12 protein-coding genes and 3 rRNA genes are annotated in these 19,960 nt (G+C 36.6%); 14 read left to right on the plus strand and 1 reads right to left on the minus strand.

Annotated features, from left to right (window positions below; all coding sequences use genetic code 11):
* The first annotated feature begins 15 nt into the window (after positions 1–15).
* The 3 genes from mfd to EW093_RS15580 all read left to right on the plus strand — a co-directional run bounded on the left by mfd (position 16) and on the right by EW093_RS15580 (position 5,592).
* Positions 16–3,420 (plus strand): transcription-repair coupling factor, encoded by a 3,405-nt coding sequence (gene mfd, locus EW093_RS15570; protein WP_149569281.1) that lies wholly within the window; start codon positions 16–18, stop codon positions 3,418–3,420.
* Positions 3,421–3,477: 57 nt separating this feature from the next.
* Positions 3,478–4,140, plus strand: a complete 663-nt coding sequence (gene trmB / locus EW093_RS15575; RefSeq protein WP_246745050.1) for a tRNA (guanosine(46)-N7)-methyltransferase TrmB — start codon at positions 3,478–3,480, stop codon at positions 4,138–4,140.
* Between the two features lie 75 nt (positions 4,141–4,215).
* Complete coding sequence (locus EW093_RS15580; RefSeq protein WP_149569283.1) at positions 4,216–5,592, plus strand: citrate/2-methylcitrate synthase; 1,377 nt, start codon at positions 4,216–4,218, stop codon at positions 5,590–5,592.
* A gap of 36 nt (positions 5,593–5,628) precedes the next feature.
* Here the strand turns inward: EW093_RS15580 and EW093_RS15585 are convergent, their stop codons facing one another.
* The gene (locus tag EW093_RS15585; RefSeq protein WP_149569284.1) at positions 5,629–8,163 is read right to left on the minus strand and encodes an ankyrin repeat domain-containing protein; all 2,535 of its coding nucleotides are present in this window, start codon (positions 8,161–8,163) and stop codon (positions 5,629–5,631) included.
* 110 nt (positions 8,164–8,273) lie between these two features.
* Between EW093_RS15585 and EW093_RS15590 the strand changes: the two genes are divergently transcribed.
* The 11 genes from EW093_RS15590 (at position 8,274) to EW093_RS15640 (ending at position 19,511) form a co-directional block, all read left to right on the plus strand.
* Positions 8,274–10,370, plus strand: coding sequence for a Tex family protein (locus EW093_RS15590; RefSeq protein ID WP_149569285.1), 2,097 nt, complete (start codon positions 8,274–8,276; stop codon positions 10,368–10,370).
* 43 nt (positions 10,371–10,413) lie between these two features.
* On the plus strand, positions 10,414–10,803 hold the full coding sequence (locus EW093_RS15595) for a hypothetical protein (protein ID WP_149569286.1): 390 nt from the start codon (positions 10,414–10,416) through the stop codon (positions 10,801–10,803).
* A 26-nt stretch (positions 10,804–10,829) separates the two neighbouring features.
* Positions 10,830–11,189, plus strand: a complete 360-nt coding sequence (locus tag EW093_RS15600; protein WP_149569287.1) for a hypothetical protein — start codon at positions 10,830–10,832, stop codon at positions 11,187–11,189.
* Positions 11,190–11,452: 263 nt separating this feature from the next.
* Positions 11,453–12,990: ribosomal RNA gene (locus EW093_RS15605) — 16S ribosomal RNA — on the plus strand.
* A gap of 464 nt (positions 12,991–13,454) precedes the next feature.
* Positions 13,455–16,424: ribosomal RNA gene (locus tag EW093_RS15610) — 23S ribosomal RNA — on the plus strand.
* A gap of 191 nt (positions 16,425–16,615) precedes the next feature.
* Positions 16,616–16,724: ribosomal RNA gene (gene rrf / locus EW093_RS15615) — 5S ribosomal RNA — on the plus strand.
* The 16S, 23S and 5S rRNA genes sit together here, the layout of an rRNA operon.
* 566 nt (positions 16,725–17,290) lie before the next feature.
* Positions 17,291–17,641 (plus strand): tyrosine-type recombinase/integrase, encoded by a 351-nt coding sequence (locus EW093_RS15620; protein WP_149569288.1) that lies wholly within the window; start codon positions 17,291–17,293, stop codon positions 17,639–17,641.
* Between the two features lie 41 nt (positions 17,642–17,682).
* On the plus strand, positions 17,683–17,973 hold the full coding sequence (locus EW093_RS15625) for a toxin (protein ID WP_149569289.1): 291 nt from the start codon (positions 17,683–17,685) through the stop codon (positions 17,971–17,973).
* Complete coding sequence (locus EW093_RS15630; RefSeq protein ID WP_149569290.1) at positions 17,963–18,238, plus strand: hypothetical protein; 276 nt, start codon at positions 17,963–17,965, stop codon at positions 18,236–18,238. The genes EW093_RS15625 and EW093_RS15630 overlap by 11 nt, the downstream gene beginning before the upstream one ends.
* Positions 18,239–18,486: 248 nt before the next feature.
* A complete protein-coding gene (locus EW093_RS15635; RefSeq protein WP_149569291.1) occupies positions 18,487–18,996 on the plus strand; it encodes a hypothetical protein in 510 nt (169 codons plus the stop codon).
* 170 nt (positions 18,997–19,166) lie between these two features.
* Positions 19,167–19,511 (plus strand): hypothetical protein, encoded by a 345-nt coding sequence (locus EW093_RS15640; RefSeq protein WP_149569292.1) that lies wholly within the window; start codon positions 19,167–19,169, stop codon positions 19,509–19,511.
* The last annotated feature ends 449 nt before the right edge of the window (positions 19,512–19,960 follow it).

The raw sequence follows: 19,960 nt of genomic DNA on the forward strand, positions 1-19,960 counted from the left end.
GTATCGGATGTTTATATGGTTTCATTATTAGAAAATAAAATTTTATCACTCTTAAATAAAAGTGAGAGTTTCAATTTAGCTACTTCAGCTTTTATTAATAGGGAGTTCCCTATCGAGGTAACTGGGGTACGTGGTGGCTTCTCAACTTTCCTGCTATCAGCCTTTAATAGGTATACAAAGGAGAACTCAGTTATTGTTGTTCCTACTGAACAGGACGCAATAGATCTATACAATGATTTAAGTTTAGTTACAGATAGTGTTCAAATTATGCCTTGGTGGGGGACCATGCTTTATAAGGGTATATCCCCTGGTTCCCAGGTTTTTGGTAAACGTGTTGATTGTTTAAATAACCTGCTATTTAATAAGAAGATAACTACTATCTTATCCCTTAGAAGTTTTATCACCAATTTACCAGATCCTAAATACCTAAAACCTTTAAATAAAGAGTTAAAGATCAAAGATGAGATAGATCTTTTTGAGATTGATACTCTATTAAGTAGTTTTGGATATAATAAGGTTCCAAGGGTAACTATTCATGGGGAGTTTGCATTAAGGGGAGAGGTTTTAGATTTTTTCCCTCCAGGATCTATGGAGGCTGTTAGAATTGTATTTGAATTTGATGAAATAGAGGATATTAAACTTTTTGACCCTGTAAATCAGATCTCCACAGAGAGTATTAAAAAAACAACTATACACCCTATAAAAGAGGTTACTTGGACTGATGAAAGAATCAACTGTTTAGAAAAGAATATCGCGAACTCCTTTGATGGGGACTTCTCTGACCTGATACAGAAGCTAAAGGATTTTAGGGAGTTACGTGGAGAAGAGCTGCTATTTCCTTTAAGTTTTGATGATAAGTTTACTATTTTAGACTATTTAGAGCCATCTTCCCATGTTTATATAATTGACCCTGAGTCCCTTGAGGCTAGAAGCCATAATCTTGATAAGGAGTATTTAGAACTCTATACAAAGGCGCTAGCAACAAACTTAATAGTTCCCAATCCAAAGGATGTTATGTCATCCTATAGTGATCTTTATAATAAGATTGAAAGACTGGTTCTTTTTCCTGCATTGAAGCAAAAGTTTGATTACAATACTAAAGTAAACGTCGATTTTATATGTGAATCTGGAAGGTCTTTTTTTGGTAATGTAAACTACTTAAAAGAAGAGCTTACAATGTATAAAAACAGTGGGTACTCAGTATATATTTTCGCAGAGAGTAAATCCCAGGGAGAGAGAATCTCTCATATGCTTAAGGATTATGATGTTAATGTTATAACAGAGGGGATCTCCTCTGGTTTTATACTACCAAAACTTAAAATAGCTGTAATACAAGAGAATGAAATTTTTGGAAGAAGAAAACGTAACTCAACTGCTGTTAAGAAGGTTAAATCCCAGGTTATTGACTCCTTTATAGAGCTTAATCCTGGGGACTATATAGTTCATGTTAACCACGGAATAGGTCTATTTCAGGGTATTAAGAGAATGACTGTAGGTGGTAATGAAAGAGATTATATAACCCTATTATATGCCGAGGAAGAGACTGTCTTTATCCCTATTGAACAGGTTAATATGGTTCAGAAGTATATAGGGCAAGAGGGGAAAAATCCAAAACTAGATCAGATCGGTGGTAAAAGCTGGGCTAAGAAAAAAAATAAAGTAAGAAAAAGTGTAGAGGACTTAGCGGATATGCTTATTCAGCTCTATGCTAAAAGAGAGAGGGCTGTAGGCTTCTCATTTCCTGCTGATGATGACTTTCAATTAGGTTTTGAAGCTTCATTCCCCTATCAAGAGACATCTGACCAACTTACTGCAATAGCTGAAATTAAAGAGGATATGGAGAGGCCTAAACCTATGGATAGACTGCTTTGTGGAGATGTTGGTTTTGGAAAAACCGAGGTTGCTATGCGTGCAGCATTTAAGGCCGTAATGGGTGGAAAACAGGTAGTCTTTCTATGTCCAACTACAATTTTAGCAGAACAGCATTATGAAAATTTTGTTGAGAGGTTTAAGCAATTCCCAGTTAAAATATCTATGTTATCTAGATTTGTTAATAAGGCTGATCAGAAAAAAACTCTAACTAATATAGAGAGTGGGGAAGTAGATATTATAATTGGAACCCATAGGCTCTTATCAAAGGATGTAAAGTATAAAAAACTAGGTCTAGTTATGGTTGATGAAGAGCAGAGGTTTGGAGTAAAGGATAAGGAGAAATTAAAGGATATGAAAAACTCCATTGACTCCCTGGCCCTATCTGCAACACCAATTCCAAGAACACTTCATATGTCCCTTGTTAAAATTAGGGATATGTCTGTATTAAAAACTCCTCCATATAATAGACAACCTGTAGAAACATTTGTACAAGAGTTTACAGAAGAGGTTGTAGTAAAGGCTATAAGACGGGAAGTTGACCGGGGAGGACAGGTCTTCTTTCTGCATAATAGGGTAGAGAGCTTAGATAATATAAGACTCTTTTTAGAGAAACTAATGCCGGAGGTACTAATTGAGACAGCCCATGGGCAGATGAGTCCCCATGAGTTAGAAGATATTATGCATAGGTTTATCCATGGTGCTTACCAGGTTCTAGTTTCAACAACAATTGTTGAAAACGGTATAGATATACCAAATGTAAATACAATAATAATTGATAAGGCAAATACCTATGGACTCTCCCAACTATACCAGTTGCGAGGAAGGGTTGGCCGTGGAGGCAAACAAGCCTACGCCTATCTACTATACCCTGATGGCAGGGCTTTAACAGACATAGCTATGAAGCGACTACAGATAATTTCAGATTTTACAGAACTAGGTGCCGGTTTTAAAATAGCAATGAAAGATATGGAGGTAAGAGGGGCTGGAAACCTTCTTGGAAGAGAGCAGTCTGGTGAGATTCATACTGTTGGTTTTGACATGTATCTAAGACTTTTAGAAGAGGCTGTATTAGAGAGGTCTCCAGATGCTAAGGATAGGGCTCCTGAAGTATACTTAGAGCTTAGTTATACAGGATTTATTCCCGATTCATATATTACAAGTCAAACAGAAAAGATGGAGATTTACAAAAAAATTGCTGCAATTGATAGTGAAGCTGAACTTGAGGCTGTTCATAAGGAGATTTATGACAGATTTGGACCACTTCCTGATGAGATACTTAGTCTTATATCCCTATCTGAGATTAAAATTGTATGCAAAGAGTTGTGGATTAAGAGTATTTTAGAGAGAAAAAATATACTAGATATTGAGTTTGGGAAGTTAACAGTAATTGAGCCAGATAGAGTTTTAAGATTGATAACAATAAGTAAGGGTAAAGTGCGTTATAATCCAAGTCGACCAAATTTTTTAACTATGGAAGTTGACCCAAATATTGGTTTAAAAGAGAAGTCTGAATTTATAAGGGATAGAATTTCAATGCTTAAGTCATAGTCTTTCTGCTTGATTTTTATACATCTTTTTAGTAATATATATTCAATGGATAGTAAAATGAAGCAGATTAAGAGTTATGTCTTAAGAGCTGGAAGGATGAGCCCTGCCCAAAAAAAGTCTTATGATGAGTTTTTTCCTAAATACTCAATTGAATATAAAGATCATAAAATTGACCTAAATAATATATTTGAGCAAAAAAAAATAGTAGTTGAAATCGGCTTTGGCATGGGTGATGCAACATGGCAGATTGCAAAAGAGAATCCTGATGTAGGTTATATTGGTATTGAAGTCCACACTCCAGGGGTTGGTAAACTACTACATCAAATGAAGAGTCATAACTTAAGTAATATTCGTGTTATAGAACATGACGCTGTGGAAGTATTTAATAACATGCTAGAGAGTGAATCCCTAGATGGAGTACATATATTTTTCCCAGATCCTTGGCCTAAGAAGAAACATCATAAAAGAAGACTGATTCAGGTCGATTTTATAAATAATATTCTTAAAGCAGTAAAACCTGGTGGCTATATTTATGCAGTAACTGACTGGGAAGAGTACGCTGAACATATTTTAGACGTTTTTGAATCTATAGATAGTTTAGAAAATCCTTACAACGGTTTTGCTACGGCACAAGATTGGAGACCTAGAACAAAATTTGAGAACAAAGGTTTGGATAAAAACCATAAGATAAATGAGGTTTTATTCAGAAAAAATAGTTAAACTATTTTTTTACACTTAGCTGTGAAAAATAGTACAGACAAATAGACTTATAACAACAACAGGAGGCTAACCCAAGTGAAGAAGCAAGTTAAGAAAGATGTAGAGGGACAAAATCCACTACTTAGTAATTATTCAGGGTTAGCCCAAGAACACAACAAAATCCCCAGGGATCTCTATGAGAAGTATAGTGTTAAAAGGGGTTTAAGAAATCCTGATGGTACTGGTGTTGTAGTTGGTTTAACAGAGGTTGGAGAAGTTCACGGTTATATTATGGAAGAGGGGGATAAAATACCCCACCCAGGAAGATTAAGATATCGTGGTTATGATCTTTACGACTTAGTTGAGGGATTTCAAAAAGAAGATCGGTTTGGATTTGAAGAGACATGTTTTTTACTACTTCTAGGTAAACTCCCAACAAAGAGTGAATTAGACGACTTTAACTACTATCTTGGACAGCATAGAGAGTTACCCGATGGTTTTATAGAGGATATGATTCTTAAAGCTCCCAGTGATGATATTATGAATAAGCTAGCTAGAAGCGTCTTAGCTTGTTATACATTTGATGACGATCCTGATAATTTAGATATTAGTAATATAGTTAAACAGAGTATGACTCTAATTGCACAACTACCTGTTATGGCAGCCTATGCTTATCAGGCTAAAAATCACTACTATGATAGACAGTCTCTGCATATACATGCTCCAGAGCCTGGTTTTTCCACTGCAGAGAATATATTACGGCTTCTAAGACCAAATAAAAAATTTACTAAACTTGAAGCTGAGATTTTAGATCTCTCCCTGGTTATTCATGCTGAACATGGTGGTGGTAATAACTCTGCATTTACTATGCATGTTGTATCCTCATCAGGAACAGATACTTATTCATCAGTCTCCTCTGCTATTGGTTCTTTAAAGGGACCTCTACATGGTGGTGCTAATATAAAAGTTAGACAGATGATGGAAGATGCAATGAATACAATTCAAAATTGGGATAATGCAGAGGAGGTAGAGAAATATATTCGATCTCTACTAAATAAGGAAGCCTTTGATAAATCCGGTCTTGTTTATGGAATGGGGCATGCAATATATACTATCTCGGATCCTAGAGCTGTTCTATTAAAAAAGAAAGCTAGAAGTTTAGCTATAGAGAAGGGACGGGAAAAAGAGTTTCATCTCTATCATTTAATAGAGACATTAACACCAAAGATTTTTCAAGATTTTAAGAAAACTGATAGGGTAATGTGTGCAAATGTGGATCTCTACTCTGGTTTTGTTTACAATATGTTAAGTATCCCATGGGAGATGTTTACTCCTATATTTGCAATTGCTAGAATTTCAGGGTGGTGCGCCCATAGAATTGAGGAGATTGTATCAGGTGGTAAAATTATTAGACCTGCGTATAAGGCTGTTGCAAAAAAACATCTCTATTCTGATATTTTTGAACGAACATAAAAAAAACCGCATTTAAATGCGGTTTTTTTCTCTAATCTATTTTACTAAAGCTTCTGCTTCTTCGTAATTCTCTTTTACGGCTAGGTCATATGGAGTATCCCCATCCTTATTTATATTCTCTTTATTGGCTCCTATATCAAGAAGATAATCAATTACTTCAATATCAGCATGGTATTTAATTGCTAAATGTAGAGGTGAAAATCCTTTATTATCCATAGAGTTAATATTTTTATCATCAAAAAATGTATTAACACTACTTAGACCATATGTTAGGGCAATAGATACAGGTGTATCCCCATACTTATTTTCTGCATATATATCAGACTTTTTACTAATAAGTATTTTTACAGTATCTTTATTTTTACCAAAAACTGCAGCGTGTAAAATTGTGTTTCCTTGTCTATCCCTAAGTGAAATATCTGCTCCAGCATCTAAAAGTAGGTTTAGTATATCTGGGAAGTTATTTTTTACTGCATAAAATAAGGGAGTTTGCCCATTATTATCCCTAGCATTTAAATTGGATTTGTTTTTAATAAAAAAGGTTACAATATCAGTATCTTCTGTTAAAACCGCCTCGTGTAGTGGTGTTCTGTTTTTAATATTTTTTGCATTGATATCAGCCTTTTTCTCAACTAAAAGGTGGGCGGACTCATATGCATTCCAATAGACACAGGAGTGTAGAGGTGTATTGAGTTGGTTATCCTTTGCTTCAATTGATGCTCCCCTTTCAATTAGTAGGTTAGCAACTATAACATTGTCAGTTGTAATTGCTTGATGAAGAGGTGTCTCCCCATTAATGTTTTTTGCATTTATATCAGCACCTTTATCTAGGATTACTTGAACAATCTCCTTTGAGCCCCAGTCTATAGCATAGAATAGTGGAGTATTTTGTCTGTTATTTCTAAGTGATACTAGTTCAGGGGTTAATATTTCAGTTGCAAACTCTACACCTTTTTGAAAAATAAGATCAAATGGGTTATCTCCACTGTTGTTTATGGCAAAAAAATCAGCTTTATTAACATTAAGTAGGTTTATTATATCTGAGTTGCCAACCATAATAGCTTCATGTAGTGGTGTAGACCCACTTTTGTTTCTAGTGTCAACCTTTGCTCCTTTTTTAATTAGGAACTCTATAATTTTAGAGTCAGCTTTCTCCCTTATAGCTATAATAAGAGGAGTATCTCCATCATTATTTTTAAAATTAATGTTGTTATTATTCATTAACCACTCAAGAACTACTTCACCTTTTTTTATTCCAAGAGTTAAAGGAGACTCTCCTTTATCATTTTTTGCATATATCTCTGCGTCTTTTTCAAGTAGTAATAGTGCAATTGATTTATTGTTTTTATTTACAGCTTCAGTAAGTGGCGTATTTCCTGCCTTATTTCTAACTGTAACATCAGCCCCATTATTAATTAATAACTTGGCAATAGAGCTATCTAGTTTAAGGGAGAGTGTTAAATGTAACGGAGTATTACCAAAATTATCCTTTGCATCTATGTCTGCTCCCTTTTTAATTAAATAGGACGGAATTTGATCTGAGTAACTAAATGCTAAAGAGAGATGTAGTGGTGTATTATTATTAAAATCCCTGGCATCAATATCTGCACCACTATTAATAAGTAGTTCGATTATTTTAAAGTTATTGTTAACTACTGCACCATGAAGAGCTGTATTTCCAGGTCTATCCTTAAGTTCAAGGTTTACACCCTTTTCTATAAACAGTGCCGCAAAACCATAATGTCCATTTTCTGAAGCAATATGGAGGGCTGTTTTATTGAAATCGTATCTAAACTCTAAGTCCTCTGTTTTTAGAACTCTATAGATATACTCAAAATCATCATTTTGTGAGTTCAAAGATCTATTTTTTATTAAAATCTCCGCTGTTTTAGCATGATCTAAAGAATCTTTATCCGTTAATGCATAATCAAGGGGTAGAAGTGATGCCTTATCCCTTAAATTTACATCAGCTTCACTCTCTATTAGATACTCACATACTTTATAATCTCCAGCTTGAGCTGCTAAATGTAAGAGAGACATGCCCTTACTATCTACGCTTTTTATACTCTCTGGGGAGATAAGTGCTTTAACACTCTCTATACCCATTTTTACAGCTTCATTGTAAGGTGTTCTTCCTAAATTATCTTTAATGAAAATGTCCGCACCATTTTTTGCCAAGATTTTTGTTAACTGGGTATTTCCACTTTTAATAGCTATATGAAGCGGTGTATACCCCTGTTTATCTTGTATGTTTATTTTTGCTCCTTGAACAATTAAAAGTTGAGCTATTGTTATGTTTCCTGACTCGCAAGCTACATGTAGTGGTGTTCTTCCATTTTTATCTAGTTCATTAATATTAGTATCAATTTTAAATATTTCATTTAATTTTGATTCATTTCCAGAAAGGACTAATGCGTGGAGTGAGTCTGTTACTACCCCTTCATCTACTGTTTCTACATCCTTTGAGTTATTAGAGTTTCCCTCTTTTACTTCTGGTTGAGAAAGAGCATTAGTAAAAGATGTAAATAAGAATAGATTGACTAGTATAAAAATAAAGCCTTTTTTAGACATAAAATCTCCTGTATATAGTTTTTTTTATTATCGACAAATTTATTTATTGGTAAAGTAAAAATAATAATTTATTCCTATTTTAAAAACTAAAAATTAGTTATAATGTCACTATGAATTTATATTTACAAATTGGAAAAGATTTTGGGATTAGGGAAAATCAAGTAAAAAAAGTAGTAGAGTTATTAGATGACGGATCTACAGTACCCTTTATCTCTAGGTATAGAAAAGAAGTTACAGGTGAATTAGACGAAGTAGCCGTATTAAATATTAAGGAGTCTCTAGAGAAGTATAGGGATTTAGAAAAAAGAAAGGTCGCTATATTAAAGTCCTTAAAAGATAATGATTTTTTAACTAAGGATTTAGAGTCTAAAATATCCAATACCACTTCTATGTCTGTTTTAGAGGATCTATATCTGCCATTTAAACCTAAAAGAAAAACTAGGGGAGTTAAGGCTAAAGAGGCTGGACTAGAACCCCTTGCAAATGAAATCCTTTTAGGAAAAAGTTTTAGTGTTGAAGACTTTTATAATGATATTGTAAAAAACGAGGAAGATGCTATTAAGGGCGCTAAGGATATTATTGCTGAATTGATAAATGAAGATCCTATGGTTAGAAGTTCCTTAAGAGGTGTTTATGAAAAAAGAGCCTCTCTAAAGTGTAGTGTAGTAAAAAGTAAGTTAGATGATGATGCTGAAAAGTTTAAAGATTATTTTAAATATGATGAGCCATTAAATAAGGTTCCTTCCCATAGGTTATTAGCCATTTTAAGGGGAGTGTCAAAGGGTTATTTAAAATTTGGAATCTCGATAGATAAAGATGAAGCCCACTATGTTATTAGTAAATACTACCCCGGTAATAGGCATAGAACTATTATTGAAGACTCTATAGCTGATAGTTATAAGAGATTGCTTCATCCATCTTTAGAAACAGAGATGAAAAATAGGTATAAATTAAGCGCAGATGAGACTGCTGTAGAGATTTTTCAAGGGAATCTAAGGGAGTTGTTATTAGCACCACCCCTAGGGGAGAGGGTTGTTTTAGCTATTGACCCGGGTTTAAGAACAGGTAGTAAAGTTGTATGTCTTAATAAGCAGGGTAATTTATTAGAAAATGTATTAATAAAACCTCTTCCTCCCCATAATAGAACAGAGGAGTCTGGAAAAGTTTTAAAGAGTCTATGTAAGAAGTATAATGTTGAGGCTTTTTCTGTTGGGAATGGAACAGGTGGACGGGAGATGGAGGAGTTTTGTAAATCCCTAAACTTAAATATACCTATAATAATGACCAATGAGTCAGGAGCTAGTATATACTCTGCTTCAAAGTGTGCAAGGGAAGAGTTTCCCGATCTAGACTTAACGGTAAGAGGTGCTATCTCTATTGGAAGAAGATTAATGGACCCTTTAGCTGAGTTAGTAAAGATAGATCCTAAATCAATTGGAGTTGGACAGTATCAACATGACGTTGATCAGAAGTTATTAAAAGTTTCCCTTGAGAATACTGTTGTTAGTTGTGTAAATGCTGTAGGAGTTGAACTTAATACTGCTAGTAAGGAGATCTTATCCTATGTAGCAGGGTTAAATAGTTCTACAGCTTCAAATATTGTGGATTATAGGGGCACTGTTGGTGGATTTAAATCAAGATCAGAACTATTAAAGGTAAAGGGTGTTGGTAAGAAGGCTTATGAGCAAGCTGCTGGTTTTTTAAGGGTTAGAAATTCTAAAAACATACTTGATCATAGTGGGGTTCATCCAGAGAGATATAGTTTGGTTGAAACTATGGCAAGGGATCTTAATGTTAAGGTTGATGACCTGATTCTTAATAGTAGTTTACGGGATAGGATTGATTTAAAAAAATATATCTCTGAGGAAGTAGGTATTCCTACATTGAATGATATTTTATTAGAGCTTTCAAAACCTGGTCGGGATCCAAGGGATGAATTTGAACTTTTTGAATTTGAGGATTCAATTAAAAATATTGAAGATTTAGGTGTGGAGATGATAGTCCCTGGTATTGTAACCAATGTGACAGCTTTTGGAGCTTTTGTTGATATTGGAGTGCATCAGGATGGGCTTGTTCATATTAGTCAATTATCAAATTCATATATTAGCGATCCTTCTCTGATTGTAAAAACGGGGCAGAAGGTAAAAGTTAAAGTTATGGATGTTGATATTAAACGTAAAAGAATATCATTAAGCATGAAATTATAGAGTTAATTTGACTTATAGAGTCAATAAATATATAATCCTGCCTATGATTGGATTTATTATTAAGAAAGCTTTTTTTGATACTTGGGATAACTTAATTAGGTTTATAGTATTTAATTTTATGACTTTGCCATTTTTAATATTGGCATATTGGGGCCTAAAGTTAGTCGCTTTAGGTGGTTTTATAGGTTTTGTTGTTATTCTAATAGCTCTTATGGGGTTAGTTGTGCACCAAGGTACTATATTTTATTTTTTAAGAGATATAGGGAACTCTCACGCTGTATCTCTTAAAGATTATCTTAAATACTTAAGATTAGATTTAAAGATAAAAATACAGTTTGCTGCAGCTTGGGCTATATTTATTACTGTTACGTCGTTTTCCATAGTTTATTATTTAAATGGAAACGGTGTAATCTCTCTTATCCCCTTGCCCTAGTTTTCTGGTTCTCTGTAATGACTTCTATGGCAACACTTTTCTACTTTCCTATTAAAATAAGGTTAGAGGGTGATTTTAAAAAAGTTTTAAAGAAGTGTTTTATACTTTTATTAGATAATCCGGGTGCAGGAATTTTTGTTTTTATATATACAATTTTTCTACTTATTTTATCTATTCCTTCTTTAGGGTTATTACCGCCTGGTTTAGCAGCTATTGGTTGTGTTATAGATACAACGGTACATCTATATGAACTTAAGTATGACTATTTAGAAAAGAACCCGGATGCTAATAGGAAGAAAATACCATGGACTGAGTTAACTTGGGACCTAAATGAGAATATTGGACCTAGAACTTTAAAGGGCATGATTTTCCCTTGGAAGGATTAGTTGTTTTTTTTTGAAATGTTTATTGACAAAAAAAATGTGAGTTGTTATATTCATCGAGCGTTGCAACAGCAACTCTAACTTAAGAGTCTGTTGAGACGAAAAACTTAATAACTTTTATTAGTTGTTAAGGCATGAACTACTTTGTAGTATCATGTTTACATTAGTAATAGAGAAGGGAAGAAATACTTTTAACATTTAATGTTAATTAAAACCTTGAGTATAAAGATCAACTTAGTTATTACTAACTTCGGTTAGTAAACATAATAACGGAGAGTTTGATCCTGGCTCAGAACGAACGCTGGCGGCACGTTTTAAGCATGCAAGTCGAACGGTAGGAAGTGCTTGCACTTCCGAGAGTGGCGAACGGGTGAGTAACACGTAGATGATCTACCTTTTAGTTGGGGATAGCCCATGGAAACATGGAGTAATACCGAATAATCTCTTTAAGCTTTAGCTTTTAGAGGAAAGCAGCGTTTGCTGCGCTGAAAGATGAGTCTGCGCACTATTAGCTAGTTGGTGGGGTAAGAGCCTACCAAGGCGACGATAGTTAGCCGACCTGAGAGGGTGATCGGCCACATTGGGACTGAGACACGGCCCAGACTCCTACGGGAGGCAGCAGCTAAGAATCTTCCGCAATGGACGAAAGTCTGACGGAGCGATGCCGCGTGGATGAAGAATGCAGAGATGTTGTAAAATCCTTTTATGAGTGAGGAATAAAACTACTAGGAAATGAGTAGTAGATGACGTTAGCTCATGAATAAGCTCCGGCCAATTACGTGCCAGCAGCCGCGGTAACACGTAAGGAGCGAGCGTTGTTCGGAATTATTGGGCGTAAAGGGCGTGTAGGCGGTTAATTAAGTCTTGTTTGAAAGACCGGTGCTCAACACCGGAAACGGACAGGAAACTGATTAACTAGAATCCGGTAGGGAAATGTGGAATTTCTAGTGTAGGGGTGAAATCTGTTGATATTAGAAAGAACACCAATGGCGAAGGCAACATTTTGGGCCTGGATTGACGCTGAGGCGCGAAAGCATAGGGAGCAAACAGGATTAGATACCCTGGTAGTCTATGCCGTAAACTTTGTACACTTGGTGTCGGGGGTCAAACCTCGGTACCGAAGCTAACGCGTTAAGTGTACCGCCTGGGGAGTATGCCGGCAACGGTGAAACTCAAAGGAATTGACGGGGGCCCGCACAAGCGGTGGAGCATGTGGTTTAATTCGATGATACGCGAGGAACCTTACCAGGGTTTGACATATTAGTGACCGTTCTAGAGATAGTTCTTTCCTTTCGGGGACACTATTACAGGTGCTGCATGGCTGTCGTCAGCTCGTGCCGTGAGGTGTTGGGTTAAGTCCCGCAACGAGCGCAACCCCTATCGTATGTTACCATCATTAAGTTGGGGACTCATGCGAGACTGCCGGTGACAAACCGGAGGAAGGTGGGGACGACGTCAAGTCATCATGGCCCTTATACCCTGGGCTACACACGTGCTACAATGGCCGGTACAGAGTGATGCGAAGCCGCGAGGTGGAGCTAACCGCAAAAAGCCGGTCTCAGTTCGGATTGGAGTCTGAAACTCGACTCCATGAAGGTGGAATCGCTAGTAATCGCATATCAGCATGATGCGGTGAATACGTTCCCGGGCCTTGTACACACCGCCCGTCACACCACCCGAGTTGGGGGTACCCGAAGTCGTTAGTCTAACCGTAAGGAGGACGGCGCCGAAGGTATGCTTAGTAAGGGGGGTGAAGTCGTAACAAGGTAGCCGTACTGGAAAGTGCGGCTGGATCACCTCCTTTCTACGAGAAAGGGAAGCTTAGTTTTTACTAAGTACCTTAAAGATTTATCTTTAAACCCTAAATGTCTTGGGTAAAAGACATTCAAGAGAGGTAACTCTTGTAAAGTAAAACTGCAGTACAATAGGTTAGTATTTCTTCCTCCTTCTATTTTTATATTTGTCCTAGTGACAGTTAAGTCTTTGGTAAGTATTATTCTGGTTCGATTCCAGTGGCTTAAATATCAAACTTTTCTATTAGAAATGTTTGACTTGCCTTAATTGGCATAAAACTCAATTTAAGTTTCTAAGAGACTTTTTTAGAGTACAACCTTATCGAAGTTTCTATAAAACTTCTGTCAGGTACAACTAAGTAGCGAAGGGTATAAAAATTATAGTGTGAAAGCACAAATATTTTTGATAGTAACGATATGTCTGTCGAAGTTTCTTTGAAACTTTTGTCGACTATATTTTGCTAGCAAAATATATGGTCAAGCGAATAAGGATCCATGGTGGATGCCTTGGAGCTATCCGACGATGAAGGCCGTGGTAAGCTGCGAAAAGCTGGGTTAAGGAGCAAACATCCTTTGACGCCCAGATTGCCGAATGGGGTAACCCAATAGACTGGATGTCTATTACCTTTACATGAATAAAATAGTGTATTGGAGTGAGACTCAGGGAACTGAACCATCTAAGTACCTGAAGGAAAAGAAATCAAACGAGATTCCCTTAGTAGCGGCGAGCGGACGGGGAATAGCCCAAACCTTTACTGTGTAATATCTGCACGGAGTTGCAGTAGGGGTGTTGTAGGATGTACTGTTTTGTATTGTGTGATGCGAACTGCAGTAAGAAACTATATTAGTAGCAGAAATTAGCTGGAAAGCTAGTACCAGAGTGGGTGATAGTCCCGTAAGCGAAACTAATATAGCTGTAGAGTATATTCCTGAGTACAGCGGGACACGAGAAATCCTGCTGGAATCTGGGGGGACCACCCTCCAAGGCTAAATACGAGATAGCTACCGATAGTGAACGAGTACCGTAAGGGAAGTGGTGAAAAGCACCCCGGGAGGGGAGTGAAATAGACCTGAAACCGTGGATTTACAAGTGGTCAAAGCGTCCTTGAGACGTGATGGCGTGCCTTTTGTAGAATGAGCCTGCGAGTTACGTTAATATGCAAGGTTAAGGTATAGAAGTACCGGAGCCGGAGGGAAACCGAGTCTTAATAGGGCGCCAAGTATGTTGCCGTAGACCCGAAGCCGAGTGATCTATTTATGAGCAGGTTGAAGCTTGAGTAAAATCAAGTGGAGGACCGAACACTAGTCTGTTGAAAAAGGCAGTGATGACTTGTGAATAGGGGTGAAAGGCCAATCAAACTCGGAGATAGCTGGTTCTCGTCGAAATGGTTTTAGGATCAGCGTGATATGATTTTTGTCGGAGGTAAAGCACTGATTAGGCTAGGGCCCTTCACCGGGTACCAAACTTATTCAAACTCTGAATACCGATAAACAAAATATTGCAGTGAGACTGTGGGTGATAAGATCCATGGTCAAGAGGGAAAGAGCCCAGACCGTCAGCTAAGGTCCCTAAACTATGCTAAGTGGAGAAGGAAGTTCGATTGCAAAGACAGCCAGGAGGTTGGCTTAGAAGCAGCCACTCCTTGAAAGAGTGCGTAATAGCTCACTGGTCGAGTAGTCGAGCGCCTAAAATGTAACGGGGCTAAGCATAGTACCGAAGCTACGGATTCGTATTAATACGGATGGTAGACGAGAGTTGTGTAGGCTGTTGAAGGTGATCTGGAAGGATTGCTGGAGGTATCACAAGTTAGAATGCAGGCATGAGTAACGAAAAGGAAGGTGAGATCCCTTCCCGCCGAAAGCCTAAGGGTTCCTGGGTAAAGGTTTTCTTCCCAGGGTGAGTCGGCCCCTAAGACGAGGCTGAAGAGCGTAGTCGATGGGAAACTGGTTAATATTCCAGTACTTCTGTTAATTTCGATGGGATGACGCATAAGGAGATTCTATGCCGGAGAATGGTAGTTCCGGTCCAAGCAACAAGCTTTTGAGAGATGTAGGCAAATCCGCATTTTGAGGTGAGTTGTTAAGGGTACTAAACCTACGGGTGCAGGAAGATAGAGGATTCATCGTGCCAGGAAATAATCTCTAAGGTTCGATTAACAGGAACCGTACCGCAAACCGACACAGGTAGGCGAGCTGAGTATGCTAAGGCGTACGGGATAACTCGGGTTAAGGAACTCGGCAAATTACATACGTAACTTAGGGAGAAGTATGGCCTACTCCGCGAGGAGAGGTTGCAAAAAAGAGGTCCAATCGACTGTTTACCAAAAACACAGGTCTCTGCGAAATCGTAAGATGAAGTATAGGGACTGACACCTGCCCGGTGCCGGAAGGTTAAGAGGAGTTGTTAGATTTATCGAAGCAGCGAATTGAAGCCCCGGTAAACGGCGGCCGTAACTATAACGGTCCTAAGGTAGCGAAATTCCTTGTCGGGTAAGTTCCGACCCGCACGAATGGTGTAACGAATTGGACGCTGTCTCAACCCGAGACCCGGTGAAATTAAAGTATCGGTGAAGATGCCGATTACATGTGGTTAGACGGAAAGACCCCGTGAACCTTTACTGCAGCCTGATATTGAAATCTGGTTAAACATGTGTAGGATAGGTGGGAGACTATGACCCCTGATCGTTAGGTTGGGGTGAGTCGTTGGTGAAATACCACCCTTGTTTAATTAGTTTTCTAACAGAAGCCGTTATCCGGTTTTTGGACAATGTCTGGTGGGCAGTTTGACTGGGGCGGTCGCCTCCTAAAGAGTAACGGAGGCGCGCAAAGGTTACCTTGATCTGGTTGGAAATCAGATTGTAAGTGCAAAGGCAGAAGGTAGCTTGACTGCGAGACTTACAAGTCGAGCAGGTACGAAAGTAGGTCTTAGTGATCTGGCGGTCCCGAGTGGAAGGGCCGTCACTTAACGGATAAAAGGTACTCCGGGGATAACAGGCTTATTTTGCCCAAGAGTTCATATCGACGGCAAAGTTTGGCACCTCGATGTCGGCTCATCGCATCCTGGGGCTGAAGCAGGTCCCAAGGGTTTGGCTGTTCGCCAATTAAAGCGGTACGTGAGCTGGGTTCAGAACGTCGCGAGACAGTTCGGTCCCTATCTGCCACATGCGTTGAATGTTTGAGAGGATCTATTTTTAGTACGAGAGGACCGAAATGGACGAACCTCTGGTGTATCTGTTATCGTGCCAACGGTAATTGCAGAGTAGCTAAGTTCGGGAGGGATAACCGCTGAAAGCATCTAAGTGGGAAGCCCGCCTCAAGATGAGACATTCCTGAGAGTTTAACTCTCCTAAAGGGACCAGAGAGATGATCTGGTTGATAGGCCTCAAGTGTAAGTGCAGTAATGTATTTAGCTGAGAGGTACTAATCTCCCGTGAGGCTTGACCATATTTTTATTTTCCTTAACAGGATATGATTTTTATACCCTATTTAGTTACTCATAATCTTAGATTATGAGGGAGTATAAAGAATGCTTGCATTCTTGGGCTCTTAGCTAAGCTTTTTGTTGAAATAAACTTAAGTTTTCTTAAGTTGTTTTAATTAAACACTTTTTTTAAGAGTTTTTAATTAAAATTTTTGTCTAGTGATGATAGCACTTGGGCCACACCCGTTCCCATACCGAACACGGAAGTTAAGCCAAGTTGCGCCGATGGTACTGCGTTAGTGGGAGAGTAGGTGATCGCTAGACTTTTTTTATTTATAATAGTTTTATTTACCATGTATCTGTATTAGGATTTCTCCACTATCGCAGTACAAATATCTTATCATTATACTTAATAAAAAATTACATAGGATTATAACCGCAAATTTAGGAGTGTCAAACATTCTCTGATCGAGAAGTTTGATGTTAGTGGGAGAGTAGGCTAATTGCACTGCAATTAGGTTCATACGCTAGACTTTTTTTATTTATAATAGTTTTATTTACCATGTATCTGTATTAGGATTTCTCCACTATCGCAGTACAAATATCTTATCATTATACTTAATAAAAAATTACATAGGATTATAACCGCAAATTTAGGAGTGTCAAACATTCTCTGATCGAGAAGTTTGATGTTAGTGGGAGAGTAGGTGATCGCTAGACTTTTTCTTTTATAATCAACAGCTTTAAGCTGTGTTAATATAGATCGCCAACCTTTTGAAAGTATTTTATGAAAATAGAATTTATTTCTGGTTGGCTTTTTTATTTATAAATCAGAGCAGAAATAGTTTTATTAAGATAGTATCAATAAAGTAATTTATATAGTTTTCTAAATGTTATCTAGGAATTTAAGTGGTCATAAACCTAAAGGAGTAGATATAAATCAGAAATCTCTCTTTTTAAACTTCTCCTATCAGAAACTATCAGCAGATATGGTAAGAAGAAGGTTTAAGAAATACCTAGAGTTATCAGACCTTGATGGTCAGGGTTTTACTCCCCATTCTTTACGCCATAGCTGTGCTACACACCTACTGCAAAACGGTGCAGACATTAGATATGTTCAGGAGTTATTAGGACATGACTCTATCCAGACTACAGTTGGTTATACCAAAGATATAGTTAAGGGATTAAAGAAACTACATAAAACTTATCATCCAAGAGAAAATGAGCTTTATCCAGAATAAAAGATATTGTTTTGTCTGTACATTCGATGTACAATAGTAACGTGAGATATGAATGGAATCCAGAGAAAAATGAATGGTTAAAGATAGAACGTAATATTTCTTTTGAGAAGATTGGTTTTCATTTAACTAGGGGAGATGTTTGGAAGATTATTAAGCATCCAAATAAGGAACAATATCCAAACCAAGAAATATATTATGTTATCGTCGAAGATTACATTTATGCTGTTTCTTTTGTTGTAGGTACAGATTATGTATTTCTTAAGACAATAATTCCTAATAGAAAAGCAACAAAGGAATATCGTAAAGAGATGGAGATAAACGATGAAATTTGATGAAGAAGAAGAGATGATTCTCAGTGCAATAGAAAATGACGAAGTAGAAGCAAGAACACCTAGTAAGGAAGATATCGAATTTATTAAAGAGACTGCTAAAAATACTTTTAAGAAGAATAAGAGTATTACAATTAGACTCTATGAACATGACTACGTTAATATACAAAAGAAAGCTATGGAGATGGGAATCCCATATCAGACTTTAATATCAGGTTTAATTCATAGGTATGTAGAGGGTGATGTTTCACTTAAAACTGTTTCGTAAAATTTAGTGGTTTTTATTCTATAGCTGAGTTATATTATTGATAGATAGTTAAGAGAAGGGAATTTTTAGAGAGAGCTATAGTGTTTTGATTTCTTTAATTTTGTGTGAATCGCTGAGATGGTAACAACTGGTTTATTTATGCTGGTAATAACCCATTAAGATTCATAGATCCTACTGGATTAGCAAGTCGTGATGCTGATGGTAATTGGTCATATGATGGAAATCTAAATTTATATGAAGCTTCAGATATGGATAATAATGACTCTTCAAAAGGTTTATTAGCTACACATCAAGAAGTTGATTCTGCATATGCTACAAATATAAATAAAGAACTAGACTCTTCTGCTGATATTGCTATAAATGATAATCTAACAATGAAATGGGGTGATTTATCGCAGCAGTTTAAAGAAAACGATCTTATGAAATCCGATATTAAAAAGAACAATTCGAAAGCTGGTGATTTCTTATTAAACGATGGTTTTATGTCGCTAGATGAAGCAACTGAAATATTTGATAATTTTAACAAGACAGGAGACTTAAATGTAGATGATCTTACTGTTCACTTCAGTGTTCGGTACGCATTAAATGATAATTTACAATTTAATAAAATTTCTCCATCTCAGAAACAAAGTCTAATAAATAATGATAATGTTTCTATGTTTGGTACAAATTGGAATTCATTGTCGTTTATTAAGTCTATATTCATGGTCCATTTAGTAATAAAAAGTGGGTTAGTGAAAATGGTCATAGAGAATTAGTAACTAATAAGAAAACTGGAAATGTTGTTACAGATTTTAATATCTTTGGAACATTTAATTTCCGAGGTCCAGATGACTTTAATGGACACAAAAAATATGATGTAGACCCTTATGGTAAATATGGATCTACTCCAGAAGAATATTTTAGTAAACAATAAGGTTGTGTGTACATGATAAAACGTAATGGGATAGGCTTAAATATTATTATTTATACAACTATTGCTCTTTTAAGTACAATTGTTTATGAGCAAATTTTTGACTTTGGAATTTCTTCTACATTCTTAATTGTTTTTGTAGGTTTGATCTTACAATGTTTGTTAAGTATAGCTTTAATTGGGAGTGGAACCTTTTATTTAGCTATTGGAATAATTAATATTTTATTCAGCATTGTGGCAGTTTTCTATATTATTAAGTTTATTAAACATAAAAAGAGTACTTTTTTAGTTGTTAATACTATTTTATGGGCAATTTCAGGGAATGTATCTATTTATTATTTGTTAGTTTATAGTGTGTAAAATTGATATATTAAGCGTAAGCTTTTAGATTTAGTAGTTATTATTATCCATAATATGGACATTGGAGTAGACCCAACAAGTTGGGCAACTCAATTTTTTCATTATGGTTATTTCAGGTAACAGTTAATTTAATAGGCTATCCGGTTTGGGTAGCCTTTTTGAGTTTATAGTCACATCAAATAATATTTGACCCCAAGTAAAAAGGTAGATCGAGGTTGTTTTTACGATAGTTTGGAATATAGACACCTATTACCCTATTCGTAGGAAGTTCTTGATGAAGTAAACAACTTCTGTTTGTGCTTGGACAGGTGAACAGAATACTTCTTATCGGGTGGAAGCGAAGCCGTAACGAACCGTTAATTTAGTTTAGTGTCTTTGACTGCAACAGTTTGGGAAAACTACCTATAGCCTTAATTTAACCTTAACTAAGTTCACTGCCAATAACCCGT

It is taken from the genome of Thiospirochaeta perfilievii (assembly GCF_008329945.1).
GTDB lineage: Bacteria > Spirochaetota > Spirochaetia > DSM-2461 > DSM-2461 > Thiospirochaeta > Thiospirochaeta perfilievii.

Coding starts and splice junctions, on each gene's coding strand:
- mfd (WP_149569281.1), top strand. CDS start 16: ATGGTTTCATTATTAGAAAATAAAATTTTATCACTCTTAAATAAAAGT.
- trmB (WP_246745050.1), top strand. CDS start 3,478: ATGAAGCAGATTAAGAGTTATGTCTTAAGAGCTGGAAGGATGAGCCCT.
- EW093_RS15585 (WP_149569284.1), bottom strand. CDS start 8,163: ATGTCTAAAAAAGGCTTTATTTTTATACTAGTCAATCTATTCTTATTT.
- EW093_RS15590 (WP_149569285.1), top strand. CDS start 8,274: ATGAATTTATATTTACAAATTGGAAAAGATTTTGGGATTAGGGAAAAT.
- EW093_RS15595 (WP_149569286.1), top strand. CDS start 10,414: ATGATTGGATTTATTATTAAGAAAGCTTTTTTTGATACTTGGGATAAC.
- EW093_RS15600 (WP_149569287.1), top strand. CDS start 10,830: ATGGCAACACTTTTCTACTTTCCTATTAAAATAAGGTTAGAGGGTGAT.
- EW093_RS15620 (WP_149569288.1), top strand. CDS start 17,291: ATGTTATCTAGGAATTTAAGTGGTCATAAACCTAAAGGAGTAGATATA.
- EW093_RS15630 (WP_149569290.1), top strand. CDS start 17,963: ATGAAATTTGATGAAGAAGAAGAGATGATTCTCAGTGCAATAGAAAAT.
- EW093_RS15635 (WP_149569291.1), top strand. CDS start 18,487: ATGGATAATAATGACTCTTCAAAAGGTTTATTAGCTACACATCAAGAA.
- EW093_RS15640 (WP_149569292.1), top strand. CDS start 19,167: ATGATAAAACGTAATGGGATAGGCTTAAATATTATTATTTATACAACT.